Here is a 23,291-nt window from a genome sequence, read left to right on the forward strand (position 1 = left end):
ACGACCGACGCGGACGGTCAGCGCCCGCGCCGTCCCGCGCGCGGCACGACCGTCCAGAACACGACGAGCACGATGAGCGCGATCCCGAGCGCGACGAACCCGGCGGTGCGGCCCACGACGACGTCGAAGATGAGGCTCGTGACGCCGGCCGCGAGGAACGACACGACGACGAGCAGCCCGATGAGCAGGCGGTTCGCCGAGTGCACGAGCCGCTCCTTCTGCTTCAGGCCGAAGAGCTGGCGATGCATGATGACGGGCGCGAGCCCGAGCACCGTCGCGAGCCCCGAGAGCACGACGAGCACGAGGTAGAGGCCGTGTTCGTACGGCTCGAGCTGTTCGAATCGTGGTTGGAACGCGACCGCGAGGAGGAAGCCCGTGATGATCTGCGTGCCCGTCTGCACGGCGCGCAGCTCCTGCAGGATGTCGGTCCAGTTTCGGTCGGCCTTCTCGAGGACGGTCTCGCTGCGCCCGTCGACGGCGTCGATCTCGTCGGACCCCGGCTGTTCGCTCCCCATGTCCGGATGCTACCTGGGATGATGTCCCTCTGGAGGGGAGGCGCATGGGCTACAGCGTCGAAGGCGTCGAGGGGCTCGGCGAGATCCAGCCGGGCTCCGACCTGGCGGCGATCATCTGCGGTGCCGTCCCCCTGTGGGAGGGCGACATCGTCGTCGTCACGTCGAAGATCGTGTCGAAGTCCGAGGGGCGCGTGGTCGCGGCATCCGATCGCGAACAGGCCATCACCGACGAGACGGTGCGTGTCGTCGCCTCGCGCGAGCACCCCGGCGGCGTCACGCGGATCGTCGAGAACCGACAGGGCATCGTCGCGGCGGCAGCCGGGGTGGATGCCTCGAACACGCGCGAGGGGACGGTGCTCCTCCTCCCGGTCGACCCCGACGCCTCCGCCCGCGCGCTCGCGCTCGGCCTGCGCACGCTGACCGGCGAGCGCGTCGGCGTCATCATCAGCGACACCGTCGGGCGCCCGTGGCGCGAAGGCCAGACCGACATCGCGATCGGCGCGGCGGGCGTGCACGTCTTCGAGGACCTGCGAGGAACGGTGGATGCCTCGGGCAAACCCCTCGTCGTCACGATGCCGTGCGTCGCCGACGAGATCGCGGCGGCGGCCGAGCTCGTGAAGGGCAAGGCGACCGGCATCCCCGTCGCGGTCGTGCGCGGGCTGGGTCGGTTCGTGGGCGACCTCGACCTGCCGGGGGCGCGGAGCATCCAGCGGCCCGCCGAACGCGACCTCTTCCGCCAGGGCGCCGACGAGGCGTACGACGAGGGGTACCGTGCGGGCTTCGACGAAGCGCAGGCCGAAGGGCCGCTGAGCCCGAACGACTGAGGCTCGCGGGCCCACGGCATCGCGCGCACGCGGCAGGATGGTGTCATGCCCGCCCACATCGGCTACGCCGCGATGCTCGAACGGTTCCCGCCGGCCGAGGCCGTCGAACTCGCCGCGCTCGCCGAGGCGAACGGCTTCACGGGCGTCATGGCGAGCGACCACTTCCAGCCGTGGCTGCCCGCGCACGGGCAGTCCTCGTTCGTATGGAGCGTGCTCGCGGGCATCGCGGCGCGCACGACGGGCGACTTCGGGCCGGGGGTGACGACGCCGGGGTTCCGGATGCACCCCGCGGTCGTCGCGCAGGCGAGTGCGACGCTGGCGGCCATGCATCCCGGCCGGCACTGGCTCGGCATCGGGTCGGGCGAGGCGATCAACGAGCACGTCGTGGGCAGGTACTGGCCCGAGCCGCCCGAGCGCATCGCGCGGATGTTCGAGGCCGTCGACCTTATCAAACGCCTGTTCGCGGCATCCATCGCCGGCCGTGACATGCGTCATCAGGGACCGTTCTTCAAGCTCGAGACGACCCGGCTGTGGACGATGCCCGCGCAGGCGCCCGACGTGCTCGTCGCGGCCGGCGGCCCGGTCACGGCCAAGCGCGCGGGCCGCGTCGCCGACGGCCTCATCACGATGGGCGCACCCGCCGACCGCCTCGCGGCGCTGCTGCAGCGTTTCGCCGAGGGCGCCCGCGAGGCCGGGCGCGATCCGTCGCGCATGCCCAAGGTGCTCCAGTTGCATCTCTCGTGGGCGCCGACCGACGAAGAGGCCATGCGCAACGCCCTCACCGAGTGGCCGATCGGCGGGCTGCCCGCTCCGCGGGGAGACATCCGTTCGCCCTACGACGTCGAGCACTTCGCCCGCACGGTGCGCCCCGAAGACTTCGCCGGGCGCATGATCGTCGGCGCCGACCTCGACCGGCATCGCGCGGGCATCCAGCGCTACCTCGACCTCGGGTTCGACCGCGTGTACCTCCACAACGTCGGGCGCGACCAGGCGGCGTTCCTCGAGGTCTTCGGGCGCGAAGTGCTGCCGAGGCTCACCCGATGAGCTGGACCGTCGTCATCCCCGTCAAGTCGCCCGCACGGGCCAAGACCCGGCTCGCGCCCGAACTCGACCCCGCGGCCCGTGCGGCGCTCGCGCGCGCGTTCGCGACCGACACCGTCGCCGTCGCGCTCGCGACGCCCGGCGTCTCTCGCGTGCTCGTCGTGGGCGACGAACCAGCGCTCGCCGGGGCAGCCGAGCACGTGCTCGAGGTCGCCGTGCGCGGCCTCGGGGTCGCGATCACCGACGGCATCGCGGCGGCGCGGTCGGATGCCTCGGGCGGCACGGATGTCTCGGTCGCCGTGCTCCTCGGGGATCTCCCGGCGCTCCGCGCCGACGAGCTCGCGGCGGCCCTCGACGCCGCGTCGGGGCATCCGCTCGCCTTCGTGCGCGACGCCGACGGCACGGGGACGACCCTCGCGACGGCCCGCGCGGGCGTGCCGTTCGCGCCCCGTTTCGGACACGAGTCGGCGCGCGAGCACGCCGCCGCCGGATTCGTCGAGCTCGAGGCATCCGACCCGTCGGCCTGGCCGACCCTGCGACGCGACGTCGACACCGCGGCCGCCCTCGCCGACGCGCGTGCGCTCGGCGTCGGCCCCGCGACGTCCGCCGTGCTCCACGGCCTCGCCGCTCGCTGACCGCGGCCCGCCTCCGGCACCACTCCCACCCACCTCTTCACCGAGGTCGCGCAAATGGTCGTCATGCGGCCCGAGTGACAGCCATTTGCGCGACGTCAGCGAGCTGGCGAGCAGCCGCGGACACGGAAGGGCCGGGGCGTGGAAGGATCGAACCTATGACCCTCACCCTCGGATACAAGGCCAGTGCCGAGCAGTTCGCGCCGCGCGAGCTCGTCGAGATCGCCGTCGCGGCCGAGGCGAACGGCTTCGAGTCCGTCTTCACGAGCGACCACTTCCAGCCGTGGAGGCACAACGGCGGCCACGCGCCGTTCTCGCTCGCGTGGATGGCCGCGGTCGGCGAGCGCACCTCGACGATCAAGATCGGCACGAGCGTCATGACGCCGACGTTCCGCTACAACCCGGCCGTGCTCGCCCAGGCGTTCGCGACGCTCGGCGTGCTCTACGAAGGCCGCATCATCGCGGGCTTCGGCACGGGCGAGGCGCTCAACGAGATCGCGACGGGCTTCCGCGGCGCGGGTGAACAAGACTGGCCCGAGTTCAAGGAGCGCTTCGCGCGCCTTCGCGAGTCGGTGCGGCTGATGCGCGCGCTCTGGAGTGACGAGGGCCAGGTGAGCTTCGAGGGCGAGTACTACTCGACGCACGACGCGTCGATCTACGACCGTCCGGATGCCCCGGTGCCGGTCTACATCGCGGCCGGCGGGCCGACCGTGGCGAAGTACGCGGGGCGCGCGGGCGACGGCTTCATCTGCACGTCGGGCAAGGGTGCGTCGCTCTACGTCGACGAGCTCATCCCCGCGGTGAAGGAGGGTCTCGCCGCCCGCGGCGACGGCAAGTCGTTCGATCAGATCGACCGCATGATCGAGATCAAGCTGTCGTACGAAGAGACGACCGAGGCCGCGCTCGAGAACACGCGCTTCTGGTCGCCGCTCTCGCTCAGCGCCGAGCAGAAGCACTCCATCACCGACCCCGTCGAGATGGAGCGCGCAGCCGACGCCCTGCCCATCGAGCAGATCGCGAAGCGCTGGATCGTCGGCAGCGACCCTGACGAGGTCGCCGAGCAGATCGGGCAGTACATCGACTGGGGCTTCAACCACCTCGTGTTCCACGGGCCTGGCGCAGACCAGCGCCGGTTCCAGGAGCTGTTCGCGCGCGACCTCGCGCCGCGGCTGCGGGCGCGCGGGGCGTAGCCCGCGCTCGGGCGGTCAGCTCCCCGATCGCAACTGCTGCAAGTAGGTGTCGGGGTCGGGGCACGCCTTCCGCAGCGCGAGGTCTCCGCCGGGCTCGAGGATGCGCGGGTCGTTGCCGACCGAGGGGAACCAGACATAGCCCGGGTAGACCTCCACCCACACGTCACGGCCGGGCGGCGGCTCCACCTCGATGCCGTTCGCCTCGAGGCACGGGCCGTAGAAAGCCTCGAGGTAGTCGTAGATCCACCCCAGTTGGGTCTTGGTCGGTCCCGCTGCGGTGATCCTCACGGGATGCGTCAAGTCGCAGGTGAACGCGGCGATCGCCTGGGCCTCCGTCGACGTCGACCACCCCACGCTCGGCGGGGCGTCGGGATCGCTGCTGTAGCCGATGTCGACCTGGACGCCGGCCGCTTCGAGGCACTGTTTCAGGGGATCGAAACGCTCTTCACCGTCGAGGTACCCCGCGAACGGATCGGCCGGTCGCACCGCGCTCGGGTATTGCGCAAGCACGCCCTGCCAGCGCTGGTCGGCGGTCTCGAGGCGTCGGGCCTCCGACTCGGCATCGCTGAGCGGCGGATCGCCCTCGGGATACGGAGCGAGATCGGGCATCGCGATCGAGACGAACGCCGAGGACGAGTCGGGAGTCTGCGGCGCGGAGTCACCGCCTCCGGCGGCGTCGGCGTTCGCGCTCGGCGAGGCGCACGACGTGAGGGTGAGCAGAGCGAGGGCGGCCACGGGAAGGGCGAGGCGGCCCCCGATACCGGCGATGCGCCGAGGGAGTCGGGTCATGGGCCGATGCTGGCAGGCGAAGCGACGCGGGGGCAAGCGTCCTGGCGAAATGCGCTCGGAGCGTTCACCCGTAGATGCGCTCGGCGTACGACGGCCCGTAGTACGCCTCGATCTCCTCGAGCGCGTCGTCCGGCCGCTCGACGGCCTTCGCGATGACGGCTCGCCGCGGAGCGGCGTCGGGGGTCCAGGTGGTCGGATCCCACGTCTTGGAGCGGAGGAACGCCTTCGAGCAGTGGTAGAACACCTCCTCGACGTCGACGACGACCGCGAGGCTCGGGCGGTGCCCCTTCACGAGCATCTCGTCGAAGAAGGGCGCGTCGCGCACGATCGTCGCGCGCCCGTTGATGCGGAGCGTGTCGCCGCGGCCGGGGACGACGAAGATGAGTCCGACTCGCGGGTTCCGCAGGATGTTTCGGAAGCCGTCGACGCGACGGTTGCCCGGCCGCTGGGGGATCGCGATCGTCGTGTCGTCGAGCACCAGCGCGAATCCGGCGGGGTCGCCCTTCGGCGAGACATCCAGGTCGCCGTGCTCGTCGGACGTCGCGACGAACGCGAGCGGTGCCGCCGCGAGCCACGCGCGATCGACCTCGTGCAGGCGCGCGCGGACCTTCTGAGCGACGGTCGGCACGGGCACGCCCACGATCTCCTCGAGTTCTTCGACGGATGTGACGGCGGTTCCGCGAGAGACGCTCATAGAGCCATCCTGCACCTGCTGGCCAGCAGGCGCTTACGGGAAGCTGCGCCAGGGCATCTTCCGGTCGCCCGCGCTCGGCGGGATCTTGCAGTAGTCGTAGAAGTACCGCGTCGGGGCATCCTCGTCGGTCGCGTCGATGATGACGTCTGCGGCCGCGTGCGGGAGTTCGTCGCCCGTGAGGGTCCAGATCCGGAAGTTCCAGAGGCCGTGCGCCGAGCCGTCGAGCACGTGTCGCCCGTCGACGACGAGGACGGTCTCGGGGTCCTCCGCCCCCGCGAGCGTGCCCGCCCGGAACGGGGCGATCGTGAGGTCGCGGAGCACCTGTTCGCCGGCGTCGTCGATCGAGATGCGCAGCACCGTCTGCCCGTGTTCGCGGAGGGTATCGGCGACGTCGTCGGCGAAGCGCGCGGCCTGTTCGGGCGAGGCGCTGTCGACGGCGATGAGCCTTCGGCCCCGGTTCCAGTTGTGCAGGAACTCGAGCGCGATCGAATCGAGCTGTTCGGCGCGGGTGGTGGATGTCGCGACCATATGGTCAGGTTACGCCCGTTCGGATGCCTCGAGGGAGGCGTGTTGAACGGCGGGCATCGCGGAAGCGGCACTCGCGACCGCGATGAGCGGACGGCCCGTCACCGGATGCGGCAGCACCTGGGCGCGGACGCCGTAGACGCGCTCGACGAGTTCGGCGGTCAGCACGTCGACGGGTGCTCCCGCCGCGACGACCCGCCCGCCTTCGAGCACGACGACGTGGTCGGCATAGGCCGCTGCGTGCGACAGATCGTGGAGCGCCGCGACCACGGTGAGCCCGTCGCGCGCGAGCGCGGCGAGCAGGTCGAGGGCGGTGAACTGCGCGCCGAGGTCGAGGTGGTTCGTCGGCTCGTCGGCGAGGAGCAGGGTCGGCTGTTGGGCGAGCGCACGGGCGAGGGTCACGCGCTGGCGTTCGCCGCCCGAGAGCGAGTCGAGCGGCCGGCTCGCGAACTCGGATGCTCCGACCGCCGCGAGCGACTGGGCGACGATCAGGTGGTCGGCGGTACCCGGCGCCGCGAACGCGCCTAGGTGCGGCGTTCGTCCGAGGAGCACGGATGCCTCGACCGTGAGCTGTGCGTCGACCTCGGCCTGTTGCTCGGAGAGGGCGACGACCCTGGCACGCTCGCGCCGGCGCATGTCCGGCAGCGACCGTCCGTCGAGGGCGAGCTCACCGGCATCCGCCCGCTCGATCGCCGCGATGAGGTGCAGAAGCGTCGACTTGCCCGCGCCGTTCGGGCCGATGAGCGCCGTGAGCGCACCCGCCGGGATCGTCGCGTCGACGCCGTCGATGATCGTGCGGCCGGCACGGTCGAAGCGCACGCGGGAGAGGTCGAGGCTCATGCGCTCTTCCTCGTGCGCATGAGGAGCCACGCGAACACCGGCCCGCCGACGAGGGCGGTCAGGATGCCGACGGGCAGTTCGCGCGGGTCGAAGAGCGTGCGCGCGCCGGTGTCGGCCCACACGAGGAAGATCGCGCCCGCGAGCGCCGACAGCGGCAGCAGCGCGCGGTGGCCGGGGCCTGTGATGAACCGGACGGCGTGCGGCAGCACGAGTCCGACGAACCCGATCGACCCGCTCACGGCGACCATCGCGCCGGTCAGGAGTGCCGTGGCACCGAGGAGCAGCGCGCGCGACCGGCCGACGTTCACCCCGAGCGCCGTCGCGCCCGTCTCTCCGACCGCGAACGCGTCGAGCGTGCGCGCGCTCGCGAGCAGCGGCACGCCGATGACCGCGAGCGCGCCGCCCGCGATCGCCACCGACACCCAGTCGGTGCCCGCGAGCGAGCCGAGCAGCCAGTTGAGGATCTCGCGGTAGCTGTCGCCCGTCGCGCTCCAGAAGATGACGAGGCTCGTGATCGCGCCGAACACGCTCGTCACGGCGACGCCCGCGAGCACGGTCGTCGTCGGGGCGAGGCGGCCGCCGGCCGCGCGCCCGGCCCCGGCGCTGCCCGCGATCGCGAGCCCGAGCGTCGCGACGAGGGCTGCGAGTGCGCCCGCGAACGCTGCGACGGGCAGGAGCACGCCGACGCCGAGCACGATCACGACGACCGCGCCCACCGACGCACCCGACGACAGGCCGAGCAGATACGGGTCGGCCAGCGGGTTCCGCGTGACCGCCTGCATGACCGCGCCCGCGAGCGCGAGACCCGCACCGACCGCCGCAGCGGTCAGCACGCGAGGCATCCGGAGCTCCCACACGATCGCATCGTCGAGGCGACCGAGCGTCGGGTCGCCGAAGCCGAGATGCGCGCCGATCGATGCGAACACGTCGGCGGGCGAGAGGCCCGCAGGGCCGATCGTCACCGCGATGACGATGGATGCCGCGAGGAGCAGGAGGCCGAGGCATCCGGCGATGACGACGCGGCCGCCGCGCGCCGGCCGAGCAGGCGCGGATCGGCGCATCGAGACCTGGGGAGGGCTCTCCGTGCGCTCCCGCGTCGCTGCTCGACCGACGTTCACGGCAGCTGCTTCAGCTGGTCGACGAGGGACTGCGCCGCGCCGACGTTGCGCACACCCGCCTCGCTCGCGGGGAAGTCGACGATGAGGTACCGCTTGTTCTTCACCGCGGGCAGCTCGGCCGTCGCGGGGTTCGACTCGAGCTTGGCGACCTTCTGGTCGGCGGTGTTCCATGCGGCGTCGACGAGCACGATGACGTCGGGGTTCGCGGCGACGATCGCCTCCCAGCTCATGGGCGTCCACGTGTCGCGCACGTCGGCGGCGATGTTCTCGAGCCCCGCGGCCTGCATGATCATCTGCGGCGCCCCGATGCCGGCACCGACATAGGGGGTTTCATCGCCGGAGCTGTACCAGAGCGCCGTGAGGCCCTCGTCGTTCGGCACGATGGCGTCGAGCGCGGCGCGCTGCGTCGCAACGAGGTCGGCCGCGGCATCCGGCGCTCCGAAGATCGCACCCGCCTCTTCGAACTCGCGGAAGACCTCGTCGAACGTGAGCGGATCGGGCATGTACCCTGCGGCCTTGCACGCAGCCGGGGCGACGTAGGTGTGCACGCCCAGCCGCTCGAGGCCGTCGCGCTCGCCGACGCCCTCTGCCGAGAAGTTCGACTCCCAGCCCGCGAAGATCGCGTCGGGCTCGAGGGCGAGCGTCGCCTCCTGCCCGGGCACTTTGTCGGAGACGACGTCGATGGATGCCGCGGCCGCGGCGTATTCGTCGGGCACCGGGCCGTCGCTGAACGCGGACCCGACGACCTTGTCGCCGAGGCCGAGCGCGAGCAGCAGTTCGAGGGTCGACGACTTGACGGTGACGATGCGCTCGGGGGCGGCGTCGAAGGTCACCTCGGTGCCGCAATTGTCGACGGTGATGGGGTAACCGGATGTCCCGGTGTCGCTGTCAGCGGGGGGAGCCGTGCCGGCGGCGCCGTCCGCCGCGGGCGAGGCGCAGCCGGCGAGGGCGACGAGCGCGAGGGCGAAGGCGGCTGGCGCGGCGACGCGCGTGACGCGGTGACCGACGGAATGCGAAGTCGCCGATCGGCGGACGGAAGGAGAGAAGTGCGGCACGAAGGCTCCAGGAGGCAGGCGAGAAGACGGCTCGAAGTGAACGAGGACTCGCGGCCCAATCCCGGGCGCACTGCACCGGCCAAATCCGGTCGGTGGTCTGCTCCGATGCTAGCGCGCCGATGGGGAGCAGTACCCATCGACGAGTGGGAATCCGCGCCGATAGCCTGCGTGTGCGAGCGGTTCGGGGGGACCGAGAACCGCCCCGCGCGCAGTGGGGGACGACGTGCGCGGGGCGGTCTTCGCAGTCCAGACGGTGCTAGCGGACCACGTCGAGCGGCCCCTCCTCAGGCGTCGGCGGCTCGAACCGCTCGAAGTACTCCGTCGCTGTCTGCTCGGTGAGCGGCCAATCGTCGGCCCGCCTGCCGTGTCGGTCTCCGATCCGGCTCAGGATCGTCTCAAGGCTCGTCGCGAGGTACACGGTCTCGGGCACGATGCCGTGCGGTGCGAGCAATGCGCGGTACTCATCACGTTGTCGCCGGAACCAGAAGCCGAAGTCGAGCACGACGTCGTTCCCGGTCGCGACGTGGCGCAGCAAGCGCGCCTTCAGGTCTGCTGCCACCTCGCTGACGACCCCGGCGGAGGGCACTGTCTTGATACCGCGATTCCAGAACTCCACCTCGAACGACAGGCGGGCCCAGCCTTCGCGCTCCAAGCGCTTGGCGTAAGTGGTCTTGCCTGCACCACCCGGCCCGCACATCATGACGACTCGGGGTCGCCGCGTCTCGTCCCGTTCCACCGGACCGAGGGTACGCGGCTCACCCAGTGCCGAGCAGCACCGATGCGACGACCGCGAGCACGGCGCCGACGGTCTGCACGGGCGAGAGGCGCTCGCGCAGGACGAGCCAGGCGAGCACCATCGTCGAGACCGGGTAGAGGTTGATGAGCACGGCGACGACGGCGACGTTGCCCGCGAGCAGACCCAGCATCAGGCAGATGTTCGCGACCGCCGTGAGCACGCCCGCGGCGATCGCGAGCGGCAGCCAGCGGCGCGGCGCCTCCGTGGAGTCGGCCCCCTCCGCGGCGACGGCCGACTCCATGAGGCCGCCGTGCTCGTCGGGCTCGTCGAGGAACGCGAGCGCGCGGCGCACCGGCGGGAGCACGCGGGCGAGCGCCGCGAGGCTCCCCAGCACGACCGCACCGAGGCCGGCGTCGAGCAGCACGGGGATGATGCCCGCGTCGGAGGGTGCCTGGTCGAGGGCGACGGCCGCGAAGCCCAGCCCGAGCCCGGCGACCACGGCGAACGCGATCGTGCGCGGACGCACGCCGTCGACGCGCTCGCCACGTTCGATGCCGATGAGCACCGAGCCGAGGATCGCGATCGAGATCGCGATCCACGCGACGGGCCCGAGCGACTGGCCGAGCACGACCGTCGCCGCGACGGGCACCGCCGAGTTCAGCAGGGCGATGAGCGGTGACACGATCGAGAGGGGCCCGGCCGCGAGCGCCGCGAAGAAGGCGACGAAGCCCACGAGCCCGAAGGCGCCGCCCACGAGTCCGGCCGCGATCGCGCCGGGCGACCACGAGCCGCCTGTGGCAGCGACGACGACGGCGAGCACAACGGTCGCCGCGACGTAGTTGACGGTCGTCGATGCGAACACCGAGCGCGCTCTTGCGGCCACGCCGCCGAAGAAGTCGCCGACGCCGTAGGCGAGTGCGCCGCCGAGGCCGAGGAGGACGATCCCGATCATCGGAGCGTGGCTGCAAGGTCGATCGCGTCGGCCGCGAGGGCGGCTGAGCGGTCGAGGTCGTGCATCCAGAGCGGGACGGCCCGGGTCGGGATTCCGGATGCCTCGAGCACGGCCTCGGCCGAGGCATCCGCCTCGTCGACGAGCCAGCCGTCGAGTATGCCGCCGACGGTACGTGAACCGTAGTGGCGCGCGACTGCGGCAGCGTCGGTCTCGACTCCGATCGCGGTGAGACACGCATCGGCCATGCCGCGTACGACCTTGCCCCCGATGATCGGCGAGACGCCGACGACGGGTGCTCCTGTTGCGGCGAGCGCCTCGCGGATGCCGGGAATCGCGAGGATCGTGCCGATCGAGACGACCGGGTTGGAGGGGGCGAGGAGTACGACGTCGGCACCCTCGATGGCCTCGGCGACGCCAGGAGCAGGTCGCGCTCGATCGATATTCCGCTGGCGGAATGCGATGGCCGGGAGGGTCGCGCGGTAGCGCGTCCACCACTCCTGGAAGTGCAGCTCGCGGGTGGCGTCGGGGTCTTCGGATGCCTCGGGGTCGCGCACGAGCACGTGGGTGTCGACCTCGGTGTCGGTCGCGGGCCGCAGGTGCACGCCGAGCTCCCACCGCTGCTGCAGTCGGTCGCCGACCTCCGTCGGCGTCAATCCGTCGCGGAGCCACGAGGTGCGGGCGAGGTGCGTGCCGAGGTCGAGGTCGCCGAGCGTGAACCAGGGCCAGCCGACGCCCCACTCGCGGAGCTCGGCGGCGACCCGCTCGGTCTCGCCCGCGCGGCCCCAGCCGCGCTCGGTGTCGTTGACGCCCGCGAGCGCGTAGAGGAGCGAGTCGAAGTCGGGCATGAGTCTGACGCCTGCGAGCCAGAGGTCGTCGCCCGTATTGACGATGACGTCGATCTCGTCGGGCGTCGTCCCGGGCCCGCCCGCTTCCGTTCGCCGCCGCACCTCTTCGCGAAGGCCGCGCACGAAGCGCGCCCCTCCGACGCCGCCCGCGAGCACCGTGATCCGCATCGTTCCAGCGTAGGCGGCCGGCCGGGGCAGCCGATCAGCGCCCGACCTGCGACGCCCGCTCCAACTGCTCGTCGGCGAACTTCGTGACGAAGTCGACGGGGTGCCGGCTGGACCGGAACGACACGAGCGATACCCCGAGCGCGGCCCACGCCTCGAGTTGCCGCAGGAACTTGTCGGGGTGCTCCGCCTGCTCGACGCCCGCGAGCACGGTGATCCGGATGTCCCGGAAGTCGCGCCCTTCGCGCTCGCAGTGCGCGCGCAGGACGCCGATCTTGTGGGCGAGGTCGTCGTCGTTCGCGGCGAAGAGGTTGCACGCGTCGGCGTACTTCGCGACGAGCCGGAGGGTCTTCTTCTCTCCGCCGCCGCCGATGAGGATCGGCGGGTGCGGCTTCCGCACGGGGTGCGGCGAGTCAAGGGTCTCGGCGAGGTGGAAGTGCGTGCCGTCGAACGGGCCGTCGTCGTCGCTCCACATCTGCAGGGCGATCTGAATGGCCTCCTCGAGGCGCTCGAACCGCTCGGCGAGCGGCGGGTAGGGCACGCCGAGGGCGAGGTGCTCGCGCTCGTACCAGGCGGCGCCGATGCCGTACCAGGCGCGTCCGTTCGAGAGCACGTCGAGGGTCGACACGATCTTCGCGAGGAGCGCCGGATAGCGGTAGGTCACACCCGTCACGAGCGCTGAGAGCTCGATCTGTGAGGTCACGCCCGCGACGTAGCCGAGCGTCGTGTACGCCTCGAGCATGGGGTTCGTGATCGGTTGGACCCGCTCCATCTGGAACCAGTGGTCCATGACCGTGAAGAGCGCGAAACCGCCCTCGTCTGCGGCCTTCGCGGTCGCCGTCAGCTCGGGCACGATCGCGGCGTCGCCGCCCGAGAAGGTGTAGTTCCAGAAGTGGATGCCGAAGTCCATGCTCGCTCCCCCGATGCGTCTGCCTGTGGGACAGTATGCCCCCGCGGTGAACGGAGAGTGCCGGGCAGTGCAGGCCGTCGCGCCGTCAGTACCCGCCCGCCGCGACGTGCAGCGCCGCCCGCGCGAGGTCGTCGGCGACGTGCTCGAAGTCGCCGCGCACGACGCCGACGGTGACGCGCACGAAGTCGCGGGGGAGGGGCGCACGGCGCCGGGATGTCGCAGACGCGCGCCCCGAGGCATCCGCCCCGCTGTTCGCGCCCACGCCCGGAAGCCCGCTGCCGCTCGCGGCGAGGAACGGCGTGCCGCCGGCGACCCGGATCCCCGACGCCGCGAGCTGCACGAGCGCGGAGCGCTCGCTGAGCACGGGCATCCAGAGGTTGATGCCGTCGGCGTGGGCGACGTCGACGCCGCGCGCGCGGAGCGCGTCGCCGAGCAGCCGCTGGCGTGTGTAGTACGCGCGGCGCGCTTCGGAAACGGCGTCGATGGCGGGGCCGTCGGTGAGGAGGTCGAGCAGGATCGTCTGGAGCATCCGGCTCGTCCAGCCGGGGCCGAGCATGCGTCGCGCGACGATGCGTTCGATGAGGTCTCGGGGCCGCCGACGGCGGCGATGCGCAGGTCGGGGCCGTGCGACTTCGAGAAGCTGCGGATGTGCACGACGCGGTCGGGGAGCCACATGGCGAGGGTCGCGTCGGGGGCGGTCGAGATGAGGCCCGAGTGGTCGTCTTCGATGATGACGAGGTCGGCGACGTCGTCACCCGCGTCGAGGATGACGCGTGAGAGGGCGTCGGCGCGGTCGAGGGTCATGGATGCCCCGGTGGGATTCTGTGCTCGCGGCTGCATGAGCAGGGCGCTGGGCAGGAGCGCGAGTGCGGCGGCGAGCGACTCGGGGCGGATGCCGTGCTCGTCGAGGGTCACGGGCACGGCTTCGGCGCCGAGGAGGTCGAGGAGGTCGAGGAACGGCGGGAACCCGGGGTGCTCGACGACGACGCGGTCGCCGAAGCGCACGACCTGTTCGAGGGTGCGCGAGATCGCGTCGAGCGCGCCGTCGACGACGACCAGGCGGTCGGCGACGACGGGCCAGGATGCCGCGAGCACGTCCCGCAGGGCGGGGAGCACGGGTTCGGCCTGATAGCTGCCGGTCTCGGCGCGGGCCGAGACGCGCGAGAGCGCGGGCCCGAGGGCGGGCAGGAGCAGCGGGTCAGGCGTGCCGCGTGAGAGGTCGAGCCGGACGGGATCGTCGGGTGCGGCCATGCCGCGCATGCGGGCGGCAGGTCCCGCGACGGCAGCCCCTTGCACGAAGCTCCCCGCGCGTCCGCGCGACGCGATGAGGCCGGCCCCGGCGAGGGCCTGCCACGCCTGCGAGACGGTCGCGGGGCTCACGCCGAGGGCGCCCGCGACCTCGCGCACGGTGGGCAGCCGTTCGCCGCGGCGGAGCTCGCCCGCGGTGATGAGTCGGGCGAGATCCCCCGCGATGCCGCGGGGGGTCGTGTCGTCGAACGCCGCGAGCGCGACGAGTTCGGTGATGTCCACACGAATACTCGACACGACCATTGCCTCCGGCGACAGTGAGCGACAGGATGAGTAACCACAACGTCACAAAGTGAAACAAAAGGGAAATGTTCAAGCCGAAGAATAACAGAACGGGTTTCCCCACCCGGAACGGCTCAGCAGGACCCTCGGCAGCACCTTCGGCACCATCCTCGGCACCACCACCTTTCGGCGTTCACGACCCCCGGCACTGAGCACCTCGCAGACCGGGCGGACGGCAACGACGCCGACCGACTCAGGAGGCACGATGACGATCGTTCGAGCGGCGATCACGCAGACGACCTGGACGGGCGACAAGGACTCGATGCTCGACAAGCACGAGCAGTTCGCCCGCGACGCCAGAGCGCAAGGCGCAGAGGTCATCTCGTTCCAAGAACTCTTCTACGGCCCGTACTTCGGCATCACGCAGGACCAGAAGTACTACCGCTTCGCGGAATCGGCCGAAGGCCCCATCGTGCAGCGCTTCGCGGCACTCGCGAAAGAGCTCGGCATGGTCACCGTGCTCCCCATCTACGAAGAGGCGCAGACGGGCGTGTACTACAACACGGCCGTGCTCGTCGACGCCGACGGCACCATCCTCGGCAAGTACCGCAAGCACCACCTGCCCCACCTCGACCGGTTCTGGGAGAAGTTCTACTTCCGCCCCGGCAACCTCGGCTATCCGGTCTTCGAGACGGCCGTCGGCCGTGTCGGCATGTACATCTGTTACGACCGGCACTTCCCCGAGGGATGGCGCGAGCTCGGGCTCGCCGACGCCCACATGGTCTTCAACCCCAACGCGACCAAGCCCGGCCTCTCGAACCGCCTCTGGGAGGTCGAAGGGCCCGCAGCCGCCGTCGCGAACGGCTACTTCGTGCTCCAGCCCAACCGCGTCGGCCGAGAGGACAACGAGTACGGCGACCTCGCCGTCGACTTCTACGGCACGAGCCAGGTCATCGACCCGCGCGGCAATTTCGTGGGCGAGCGCGGCTCGAGTGAGCACGAGGAGATCCTCGTGCGCGACCTCGACCTCGACATGGTGCAGCAGATGCGCGACGACTGGCAGTTCTACCGCGACCGCCGGCCCGACTCGTACACGCAGATCGCCAAGCCGTAACGACCGCGAAGGAGCGAACATGGCCACCACCCTCATCCAAGGCGGCACCGTCGTGAGCGCCACCGGTCGCGCGCTGGTCGACGTCCTCGTCGACGGCGAGCGCATCGTCGCGCTCCTCGAGCCCGGCAGCGAACTGCTGGGGTCGGATGTCGCGGCCACCGCCGACCGCGTCGTCGACGCGACCGGCAAATACGTGATCCCGGGCGGCATCGACGCCCACACGCACATGGAGCTGCCGTTCGGCGGCACCGAGGCATCCGACACCTTCGAGACCGGAACGCGCGCTGCCGCGTGGGGCGGCACGACGTCGATCATCGACTTCGCGGTGCAGACCTACGGGCAGCGCATCGAAGACGGCCTCGCGAAGTGGCACGAGAAGGCCGCTGGCAACTGTGCGATCGATTACGGCTTCCACCAGATCGTCGGCGACGTCAACGAGGCATCCCTCGAAGCGATGAAGAAGCTGCCCGACGAGGGCATCACGAGCTTCAAGATGTTCATGGCCTACCCGGGCGTGTTCTACAGCGACGACGGGCAGATCTTGAAGGCCATGCAGGTCTCGCGCGACACGGGCATGCTCACGATGATGCACGCCGAGAACGGGCCCGCGATCGACGTGCTCGCCGCCCAGCTCGTCGAGCAGGGCAAGACCGACCCCTTCTACCACGGCATCGCTCGCGCGTGGGAGATGGAAGAAGAGGCGACCCACCGGGCGATCATGCTCGCGAAGCTCACGGGCGCGCCGCTCTACGTCGTGCACGTGTCGGCCAAGCAGGCCGTCGCACAGCTCGCGGGTGCGCGCGACACGGGCCAGAACGTGTTCGGCGAGACGTGCCCGCAATACCTCTACCTCTCGCTCGAAGAGCAGCTCGGCGCCGAGAGCACCCAGTGGGGCCACTTCGAGGGCGCCAAATGGGTGTGCTCGACGCCGCTCCGCTCGCGCGAGGAGCGCCATCAAGACGCGATGTGGCAGGCGCTCCGCACGAACGACCTGCAGATGGTCTCGACCGACCACTGCCCGTTCTGCATGAAAGACCAGAAAGAGCTGGGGCTCGGCGACTTCCGCAAGATCCCGAACGGCATCGGCTCGATCGAGCACCGCATGGACCTCATGTACCAGGGCGTCGTGACGGGCGAGATCACGCTCGAGCGGTGGGTCGAGCTCACGTCGACGACGCCCGCGCGCATGTTCGGCCTCTACGGGAAGAAGGGCGTCATCCAGCCGGGCGCCGACGCCGACCTCGTCGTCTACGACCCGAACGGGCACACGTCGATCGGCTTCCCCGAAGACGCCGCCGGCCACCCCACGGGCAAGACCCACCACATGAACATGGACCACTCGGCGTGGGAGGGCTTCGAGATCGACGGCCATGTCGACGTCGTCATGTCGCGCGGCAAGGTCGTCGTCGAGGGCGGCGCCTACCTCGGCGCCAAGGGCGACGGCCGCTACCTCAAGCGCGGCCTCAGCCAGTACCTGATCTGACGGGGTCTCGATACGCGCTCCGCGCGACTCGACCACCGGAACCGGAAGGAACCAGATGGAATTCGGAGCGGTCCTCCAGACCAACCCGCCGGCGGCGCGCACGATCCAGCTCGCGAAGCTCGCCGAGGTGCACGGCTTCAGCCACGTGTGGACGTTCGACTCGCACTTGCTGTGGCAGGAGCCGTACGTCATCCACAGCCGCATCCTCGCCGAGACGCAGCGGATCAAGGTCGGCCCTTTCGTCACGAACCCGGCCACCCGCGACTGGACGGTGACGGCGAGCACGTTCGCGACCCTCAACGACATGTACGGCAACCGCACGGTGTGCGGCATCGGCCGCGGCGATTCGGCGGTGCGCGTGACGAACGGTAAGCCGACGACGATGGCCGAGCTCCGCGAGGCGATCCACGTCATCCGCGAGCTCGGCAACTCGCGGCCCGTCGAGTACCACGGCGCGACGCTGCAGTTCCCGTGGTCGAAGGGGAGCGAGCTCGAGGTGTGGGTCGCGGCCTACGGTCCGCTCGCGCTCAAGCTCACGGGCGAGGTGGGTGATGGATTCATCCTGCAACTGGCCGACGTCGACATCGCGAAATGGATGATCAAGACGGTCCGGGATGCCGCGGAAGCGGCGGGCCGCGACCCCATGGCCATCAAATTCTGCGTGGCCGCACCGTTCTACATCGGCGACGACTGGCAGCACATGCGCGACCAGTGCCGGTGGTTCGGCGGCATGGTCGGCAACCACGTCGCCGACATCGTGTCGAAGTACGGCACCGACGGCACTGTGCCGAAGGCCCTCACCGACTACATCGAGGGGCGCAAGGGCTACGACTACAACACGCACGGCAAGGCCGACAACGACCACGTCGACTTCGTGCCCGACGAGATCGTCGACCGATTCTGTCTGCTCGGCACGGCCGAGGATCACATCGAGAAGCTCAAGCAGCTCGCCGAGATCGGCGTCGACCAGTTCGCCGGCTACCTCCAGCACGACAACAAAGAAGAGACGCTGCGGGTCTACGGCGAGACCGTCATCCCGGCGCTCTCCGAGCAGATCACGGCGAAGGCCTGAGGATGTCACGGGGCTCCCGCGACCGGACGGCGACGAGCAGGCGCCGAGCGTCGGCGTGGCTGTGGGGCGTCATCGGCATCCTCGCGCTCGTCGCGGTCTGGGAAGCGTACAAGGCGTTCGGCCCGGCCGACGGTGTCGTGATCGGCGGCCTCCGGGTGCTGCCGCGCACGACCGATCTCGCGATGCCGCACGTGTGGGACATGGTCACGCGGATGGCCGAGCCCGTCACGCGCTCGCCGCAGGCGTTGCCGCTGTGGCTCGTGATCGTGCTCGCGGCGCTCACGACGCTCGGCATCGCGGCGGCCGGATGGCTCGTGGGACTCGTCGTGGGCATCGGGCTCGCGCTCGGGATGCAGCGGTGGAAGCTCGCCGAGTGGGGGCTCCTGCCGTGGATCGTGCTGAGCCAGACGGTGCCGCTCATCGCGTTCGCGCCTGTCGTGAAGAGCTGGGGGTCGCGCGTCGAGATCGGCGCGTTCGAGTGGCAGGACTGGATGTCGGTCGCCCTCATCGCGAGCTACCTCGCGTTCTTCCCCATCGCGATCGGCGCGTTGAAGGGTCTGCAGTCGCCCGACCGCATCCACACCGAGCTCATGCAGACCTACGCGGCGGGCTACTGGTCGACGCTCACGAAGCTCCGCTTCCCGGCCGCCGTGCCCTACCTGCTCCCGGCGCTCCGGCTGGGCGCGGCGAACGCCGTCATCGGCGCCGTCGTCGCAGAGGTGTCGACGGGCCTGCAGGGCGGCATCGGGCGCATCCTCATCCAGTTCGCCGGGCAGGCGTCGGGCGACCCCGCGAAGGCGTGGGGCCCGATCTTCGGCGCCATCGTGCTCGGCCTCGTGGCCGCCGGATCGGTCGCCCTGCTCGGCCAGATCCTGAAGAACTACCGACGCACCGAGGAGGCCCTGTGACCGATGCTGCAGTGAACGCTGCCGAGTACGCCGTCGAGGTCGCGGCCGTCGACAAGACGTTCGACACCCGCTCGGGCACCGTGACGGCGCTCGAGGGCATCCACCTGACGGTCGCGCCGGGCGAGTTCGTGTCGCTCATCGGTCCATCGGGATGCGGCAAGTCGACCCTCATGCGCCTCGTCGCCGACCTCGACGAGCCGACGTCGGGGGCGATCCGGGTGTTCGGCAAGACGGCGAAGCAGGCGCGGCTCGATCAGGAGTACGGCATCGCGTTCCAGCAGGCGGGCCTGCTGCCGTGGCGGACCGTGGCGGGCAACATCGCCCTTCCGCTCGAGTTGCACGGCGTGGCATCCGCCGCCCGCCGCGACCGCGTCGCGGAACTGCTCGACATGGTGGGACTCTCCGACTTCGCCGACCGCTTCCCCGACCAGCTGTCGGGCGGCATGCAGCAGCGCGTCGCGATCGCGCGGTCGCTCGCCGAGCGGCCGCGGCTGCTCCTCATGGACGAGCCGTTCGGCGCGCTCGACGAGATGACGCGCGAGAAGATGCAGGCCGAACTCGTGCGCATCTCGGGCGAGACGGGCGCCGCGGTCGTGTTCGTGACGCACTCGATCCCCGAGGCGGTCTTCCTGTCAGACCGGGTCGTCGTCATGAGTCCGAGGCCCGGTCGCGTCGCGCAGGTGGTCGACATGCGACTGGGGGCGGATGTCTCGGGCGGCGCGCGTGCGTCCCGCGACGACGCCCTTCGCGAAGAGCGCTCGTTCTTCGAGATGGTGACGGCCGTGCGCGAAGCGCTGCACGGGGCGCCCGTCGCGGGGGCGCGCGGAGTGGAGACCCGCTGATGAGCGCGCAGGCCACGACGACCGCCGTGCTCGCGGCCCGCCCCGGAGCATCCGCCGTCGCGCGCTCGCGCCGCGAGGTCGTCCTGCGGATCGTCGTACCCATCGCCGTCGGCGCGATCGTGCTCGGCGTGTGGCAGTTCCTCGTGAGCGTCGTCGGCGTCTCCGACTACCTGCTGCCGAGCCCCGCGGCGATCGTCGAGGAGTTCGTCGCCTACGCCCCGGCGATCTTCCAGGCCATGCTCATCACCGGCACGAACGCACTCCTCGGCCTCATCGTCGGGTCGCTCCTCGGCATCGCCCTCGCCGCCCTCGCCGCGCGCTGGCGCGCGATCGACCTCATGGCGGCCCCAATCGTCGCGTCGCTCGCGGTCGTGCCGATCGTCGCCCTCGCGCCCGTGCTCAACTCGATGTTCGGTGCCGACAGCCAGTTCGGCAGGCAGGCGATCGCCGGGCTCGCCTCGTTCGTGCCCGTCTTCGTCAACACGCTCCGCGGCTTCCGCCAGACCGCGCCCGTGCACCGCGACCTCATGAAGGCGTACGCCGCGTCGGGCTCCCAGGTGCTCCGCACGCTCACGCTGCCGACGGCGCGCCCGTTCATCCTCACGGGCATCCGCATCGCGTCGTCGCTCGCGGTCATCTCGGCCCTCGTCGCCGAGTACTTCGGCGGACCCCGCGGCGGTCTCGGCGGCCTCATCTCCACGTCGGCCGCGTCGAGCGCGTACGCCCGGGCATGGGCGTATGTCGTGGCATCCATCGCCCTCGGACTCCTCTTCTACCTCGTGACGCTCGCCCTCGAGCGGCTCGTCCAGCCCCACCGCGCCCCGAAGCGGTGACCCCCGCAACACCCCGCACCGGAACATCCCAGCACCAGAGAACGGAACCATCCCGCACCATCCCCATCGACCCGAGAAATGCACCACGGAAGGATCGACATGAACCACAGCAGACGGCGCCGCATCGCGACGCTCGGCGCCATCGCCGCGACCGCGGCCCTCGTGTTCACGGCCTGCGCCGCCGACAACGAGTCCCGCCCCGGAGAGGGCGGCAGCGGCGAACGCGAACTCACGCCCGTGAAGCTCCAGCTCCAGTGGCTCCCGCAGGGCCAGTTCGCCGGCTACTTCGCCGCGCAGGACCAGGGCTTCTTCGAGGACGAGGGCCTCGAGGTCGAAATCATCCCGTCGGGCGGCGACATCGTGCCGCAGGACGCGCTCGCCAACGGCGACGTCGACTACGCGATCGCGTGGGTGCCCAAGGTGCTCGGCTCGATCGAGCAGGGCGCGAACCTCACCGACATCGCGCAGATCTTCCAGAAGTCCGGCACCCTGCAGATGTCCTGGGCGGACTCGGGCATCGAGTCGGTCGCCGACTTCGAAGGCAAGAAGATCGGCTCGTGGGGCTTCGGCAACGAGTGGGAGATCTTCGCGGCCATGGCCGCCGAAGGGCTCGACTCGACGAGCGTGTCGATCGTCACGCAGGACTTCAACATGAACGCGTTCCTGCAGCACGACATCGACGCGGCCCAGGCGATGACGTACAACGAATACGCGCAGGTGCTCGAGACGGTGAACCCCGACACGGGCGAGCTGTACCAGCCCGAGGACTTCAACGTCATCTCGTACGAAGACACTGAAGGCGCCATGCTCCAGGACGCGATCTGGGCCGACACCGAGCGGCTCGAGAGCGACGAGGAGTACCAAGACACGACGGTGCGCTTCTTGAAGGCCGTCATCCGCGGGTGGGTGTTCGCGGCGGCGAACCCCGAGCAGGCGTCCGAGATCACGATCGCGGCCGGCAGCGGCTGGGGCCCGAGCCACGAGCTCTGGATGGTCAACGAGACCAACAAGCTCATCTGGCCCTCGCCGGACGGCATCGGCATCATCGACGAGGCGGCGTGGGACAAGACCGTGAAGGGCGCGCTCTCGGCCGTCAACGAGACCGGCGCCCACCTCATCACCGAGGAGCCGCCGTCGACCGCGTGGTCGAACGAGTGGATCCAGAAGGCGCTCGACGAGTTGAAGGCCGACGAGCCCGACCTGGATGTCACGGGCGCGGACTGGTCGCCCATCGAGGTCGAGCTCCAAGAGGGCGGAAACTAGAACGACCGTCGGCCGAGGGGCGCTTGCTTTGCCCCTCGGCCGGCGGCCCGGCCTCGGCCGGTCCGGCCGACTTCACCGACGAAAGGCAGGCACCGAACACCATGACCGACACCGACGAGCTCGCCCGCGAGCTCGACCGCGAACACGTCTTCCACTCCTGGTCGGCGCAGTCGCAGACCTCGTCGCTCGTCATCGCGAGCGGCTCGGGATGTCGCGTGTGGGATCACGCCGGCACCGAATACCTCGACTTCTCGAGCCAGCTCGTGAACGTCAACATCGGCCACCAGCATCCGGCCGTCGTGTCGGGCATCCGCGAGCAGGCCGAATTGCTGACCACGATCGCGCCGTCGACCGTGAACCTCGCGCGCGGCGAGGCCGCGAAGCGCATCGCGGCGCGCGCCCCTGAAGGCTTCGAGCGCGTGTTCTTCACGAACGGCGGCGCCGACGCGAACGAGAACGCGATCCGGCTCGCGCGCCTCGCGACGGGCCGCGACAAGATCCTCTCGACTTACCGCTCGTACCACGGCAACACGGGTGCGGCGATCGTGTCGACGGGCGACTGGCGGCGCATCCCCAACGAGTTCGCGCGTGGCCACGTCCACTTCTTCGGGCCCTACCTCTACCGCTCCGAGTTCTGGGCGACGACGCCCGAAGAAGAGAGCGAGCGGGCCCTGCGGCACCTCCGCCGCGTCATCGAGGCCGAAGGCCCGACATCCGTCGCCGCGATCCTGCTCGAGACTGTGCCCGGCACCGCCGGCATCCTCGTGCCGCCGCCCGGCTACCTCGCGGGCGTCCGCGAACTGTGCGACCGGCACGGCATCCTCCTCATCCTCGACGAGGTCATGGCGGGCTTCGGCCGCACGGGCCGGTGGTTCGCGTTCGACGGCTACGACGTGCGCCCCGACCTCATCACCTTCGCGAAGGGTGTCAACTCGGGGTACATCCCCGCGGGCGGCGTCATCATCGACGAACCCATCGCGGCGCTCTTCGACGAGCGGGTCTTCCCCGGCGGACTCACGTACTCGGGACATCCGCTCGCCATGGCCTCCATCGTCGCGACGCTCGACGCCATGGAGTCCGAGGGCGTCGTCGAGCACGCGCGCGAGATCGGAGCGACGGCCATCGGGCCCGCGCTCGACGAGCTCGCCGAGCGCCACGCCGTCATCGGCGAGGTGCGCGGCGAAGGCGTGTTCTGGGCGCTCGAGCTCGTCGCCGACCCGAAGACGCGTGAGCCGCTGTCGCCCGCGGCGATGGGCCGCATCAAGACGGGGCTGCTCGCACGGAAGCTGCTGCCGTTCATCCAGGACAACCGCATCCACGTCGTGCCGCCATGCATCGTCACGGACGATGAGGTGGACCAGGCGATCGCGATCTACGATGACGTCCTCGCCACCGCACTCGAAGGAGAGAGCTGA

At 70.7% G+C, this 23,291-nt stretch carries 24 protein-coding genes and 1 pseudogene; 12 read left to right on the forward strand and 13 right to left on the reverse strand.

The window, feature by feature from the left end; all coding sequences use genetic code 11:
- Window positions 1–17 precede the first annotated feature (17 nt).
- Complete coding sequence (locus ET445_RS04885; protein WP_129189344.1) at window positions 18–515, reverse strand: DUF6328 family protein; 498 nt, start codon at window positions 513–515, stop codon at window positions 18–20.
- A gap of 44 nt (window positions 516–559) precedes the next feature.
- Here ET445_RS04885 and cofE point away from each other — a divergent pair, with 44 nt between their 5' ends.
- The 4 genes from cofE to fgd all read left to right on the forward strand — a co-directional run bounded on the left by cofE (window position 560) and on the right by fgd (window position 4,202).
- Window positions 560–1,339 (forward strand): coenzyme F420-0:L-glutamate ligase, encoded by a 780-nt coding sequence (gene cofE / locus ET445_RS04890; protein ID WP_129189346.1) that lies wholly within the window; start codon window positions 560–562, stop codon window positions 1,337–1,339.
- Window positions 1,340–1,384: 45 nt separating this feature from the next.
- Complete coding sequence (locus tag ET445_RS04895) at window positions 1,385–2,383, forward strand: TIGR03557 family F420-dependent LLM class oxidoreductase (protein ID WP_129189348.1); 999 nt, start codon at window positions 1,385–1,387, stop codon at window positions 2,381–2,383.
- The gene (gene cofC, locus ET445_RS04900; protein WP_129189351.1) at window positions 2,380–3,015 is read left to right on the forward strand and encodes a 2-phospho-L-lactate guanylyltransferase; all 636 of its coding nucleotides are present in this window, start codon (window positions 2,380–2,382) and stop codon (window positions 3,013–3,015) included. The genes ET445_RS04895 and cofC overlap by 4 nt, the downstream gene beginning before the upstream one ends.
- A gap of 155 nt (window positions 3,016–3,170) precedes the next feature.
- Window positions 3,171–4,202: a glucose-6-phosphate dehydrogenase (coenzyme-F420) gene (fgd, locus tag ET445_RS04905; protein ID WP_129189352.1), complete on the forward strand. Its 1,032-nt coding sequence runs from the start codon at window positions 3,171–3,173 to the stop codon at window positions 4,200–4,202.
- Between the two features lie 15 nt (window positions 4,203–4,217).
- Here fgd and ET445_RS04910 read toward each other — a convergent pair whose 3' ends face one another.
- The 12 genes and pseudogenes from ET445_RS04910 to ET445_RS18595 all read right to left on the reverse strand — a co-directional run.
- Window positions 4,218–4,991: a hypothetical protein gene (locus ET445_RS04910; RefSeq protein WP_129189354.1), complete on the reverse strand. Its 774-nt coding sequence runs from the start codon at window positions 4,989–4,991 to the stop codon at window positions 4,218–4,220.
- Window positions 4,992–5,055: 64 nt separating this feature from the next.
- The gene (locus ET445_RS04915; protein ID WP_129189356.1) at window positions 5,056–5,685 is read right to left on the reverse strand and encodes a pyridoxamine 5'-phosphate oxidase family protein; all 630 of its coding nucleotides are present in this window, start codon (window positions 5,683–5,685) and stop codon (window positions 5,056–5,058) included.
- A gap of 33 nt (window positions 5,686–5,718) precedes the next feature.
- Window positions 5,719–6,213 (reverse strand): hypothetical protein, encoded by a 495-nt coding sequence (locus ET445_RS04920; protein ID WP_129189358.1) that lies wholly within the window; start codon window positions 6,211–6,213, stop codon window positions 5,719–5,721.
- A 9-nt stretch (window positions 6,214–6,222) separates the two neighbouring features.
- Window positions 6,223–7,050, reverse strand: a complete 828-nt coding sequence (locus tag ET445_RS04925; RefSeq protein ID WP_129189360.1) for an ABC transporter ATP-binding protein — start codon at window positions 7,048–7,050, stop codon at window positions 6,223–6,225.
- Window positions 7,047–8,111, reverse strand: a complete 1,065-nt coding sequence (locus ET445_RS04930) for a putative F420-0 ABC transporter permease subunit (protein WP_129189362.1) — start codon at window positions 8,109–8,111, stop codon at window positions 7,047–7,049. The genes ET445_RS04925 and ET445_RS04930 overlap by 4 nt, the downstream gene beginning before the upstream one ends.
- A gap of 53 nt (window positions 8,112–8,164) precedes the next feature.
- Complete coding sequence (locus tag ET445_RS04935) at window positions 8,165–9,223, reverse strand: putative F420-0 ABC transporter substrate-binding protein (protein ID WP_129189364.1); 1,059 nt, start codon at window positions 9,221–9,223, stop codon at window positions 8,165–8,167.
- Window positions 9,224–9,479: 256 nt separating this feature from the next.
- Window positions 9,480–9,959 (reverse strand): P-loop nucleotide/nucleoside kinase family protein, encoded by a 480-nt coding sequence (locus tag ET445_RS04940; RefSeq protein ID WP_208008550.1) that lies wholly within the window; start codon window positions 9,957–9,959, stop codon window positions 9,480–9,482.
- A 19-nt stretch (window positions 9,960–9,978) separates the two neighbouring features.
- Window positions 9,979–10,911, reverse strand: a complete 933-nt coding sequence (locus ET445_RS04945; RefSeq protein WP_165314295.1) for a DMT family transporter — start codon at window positions 10,909–10,911, stop codon at window positions 9,979–9,981.
- A complete protein-coding gene (gene cofD / locus ET445_RS04955; protein WP_129189368.1) occupies window positions 10,908–11,924 on the reverse strand; it encodes a 2-phospho-L-lactate transferase in 1,017 nt (338 codons plus the stop codon). The genes ET445_RS04945 and cofD overlap by 4 nt, the downstream gene beginning before the upstream one ends.
- Window positions 11,925–11,958: 34 nt before the next feature.
- Complete coding sequence (locus ET445_RS17825; RefSeq protein ID WP_243695332.1) at window positions 11,959–12,831, reverse strand: LLM class F420-dependent oxidoreductase; 873 nt, start codon at window positions 12,829–12,831, stop codon at window positions 11,959–11,961.
- Between the two features lie 85 nt (window positions 12,832–12,916).
- Window positions 12,917–13,387, reverse strand: coding sequence for a transcriptional regulator domain-containing protein (locus tag ET445_RS17830; RefSeq protein WP_243695333.1), 471 nt, complete (start codon window positions 13,385–13,387; stop codon window positions 12,917–12,919).
- A gap of 89 nt (window positions 13,388–13,476) precedes the next feature.
- A pseudogene (locus ET445_RS18595) lies at window positions 13,477–14,382 on the reverse strand (aminotransferase class I/II-fold pyridoxal phosphate-dependent enzyme); the annotation flags it as partial.
- 244 nt (window positions 14,383–14,626) lie between these two features.
- Between ET445_RS18595 and ET445_RS04965 the strand changes: the two are divergent.
- The 8 genes from ET445_RS04965 (at window position 14,627) to ET445_RS05000 (ending at window position 23,291) form a co-directional block, all read left to right on the forward strand.
- A complete protein-coding gene (locus tag ET445_RS04965) occupies window positions 14,627–15,475 on the forward strand; it encodes a nitrilase-related carbon-nitrogen hydrolase (protein WP_129189372.1) in 849 nt (282 codons plus the stop codon).
- A gap of 19 nt (window positions 15,476–15,494) precedes the next feature.
- Window positions 15,495–16,958, forward strand: coding sequence for a dihydropyrimidinase (hydA, locus tag ET445_RS04970; protein WP_129189374.1), 1,464 nt, complete (start codon window positions 15,495–15,497; stop codon window positions 16,956–16,958).
- A gap of 55 nt (window positions 16,959–17,013) precedes the next feature.
- The gene (locus ET445_RS04975) at window positions 17,014–18,030 is read left to right on the forward strand and encodes a TIGR03842 family LLM class F420-dependent oxidoreductase (RefSeq protein WP_129189376.1); all 1,017 of its coding nucleotides are present in this window, start codon (window positions 17,014–17,016) and stop codon (window positions 18,028–18,030) included.
- Window positions 18,031–18,032: 2 nt separating this feature from the next.
- Window positions 18,033–18,938: an ABC transporter permease gene (locus ET445_RS04980; protein WP_129189378.1), complete on the forward strand. Its 906-nt coding sequence runs from the start codon at window positions 18,033–18,035 to the stop codon at window positions 18,936–18,938.
- On the forward strand, window positions 18,935–19,780 hold the full coding sequence (locus ET445_RS04985) for an ABC transporter ATP-binding protein (protein WP_129189380.1): 846 nt from the start codon (window positions 18,935–18,937) through the stop codon (window positions 19,778–19,780). Before ET445_RS04980 ends, ET445_RS04985 begins: the two co-directional genes overlap by 4 nt.
- On the forward strand, window positions 19,780–20,613 hold the full coding sequence (locus ET445_RS04990; protein WP_129189382.1) for an ABC transporter permease: 834 nt from the start codon (window positions 19,780–19,782) through the stop codon (window positions 20,611–20,613). Before ET445_RS04985 ends, ET445_RS04990 begins: the two co-directional genes overlap by 1 nt.
- Before the next feature lie 99 nt (window positions 20,614–20,712).
- Window positions 20,713–21,876 carry an ABC transporter substrate-binding protein gene (locus tag ET445_RS04995; RefSeq protein WP_129189383.1) on the forward strand — a complete coding sequence of 388 codons (1,164 nt, stop codon included), beginning with the start codon at window positions 20,713–20,715 and terminating at the stop codon, window positions 21,874–21,876.
- Between the two features lie 101 nt (window positions 21,877–21,977).
- Window positions 21,978–23,291, forward strand: coding sequence for an aspartate aminotransferase family protein (locus ET445_RS05000; protein WP_129189385.1), 1,314 nt, complete (start codon window positions 21,978–21,980; stop codon window positions 23,289–23,291).

It is taken from the genome of Agromyces protaetiae (assembly GCF_004135405.1).
Classification (GTDB): domain Bacteria; phylum Actinomycetota; class Actinomycetes; order Actinomycetales; family Microbacteriaceae; genus Agromyces; species Agromyces protaetiae.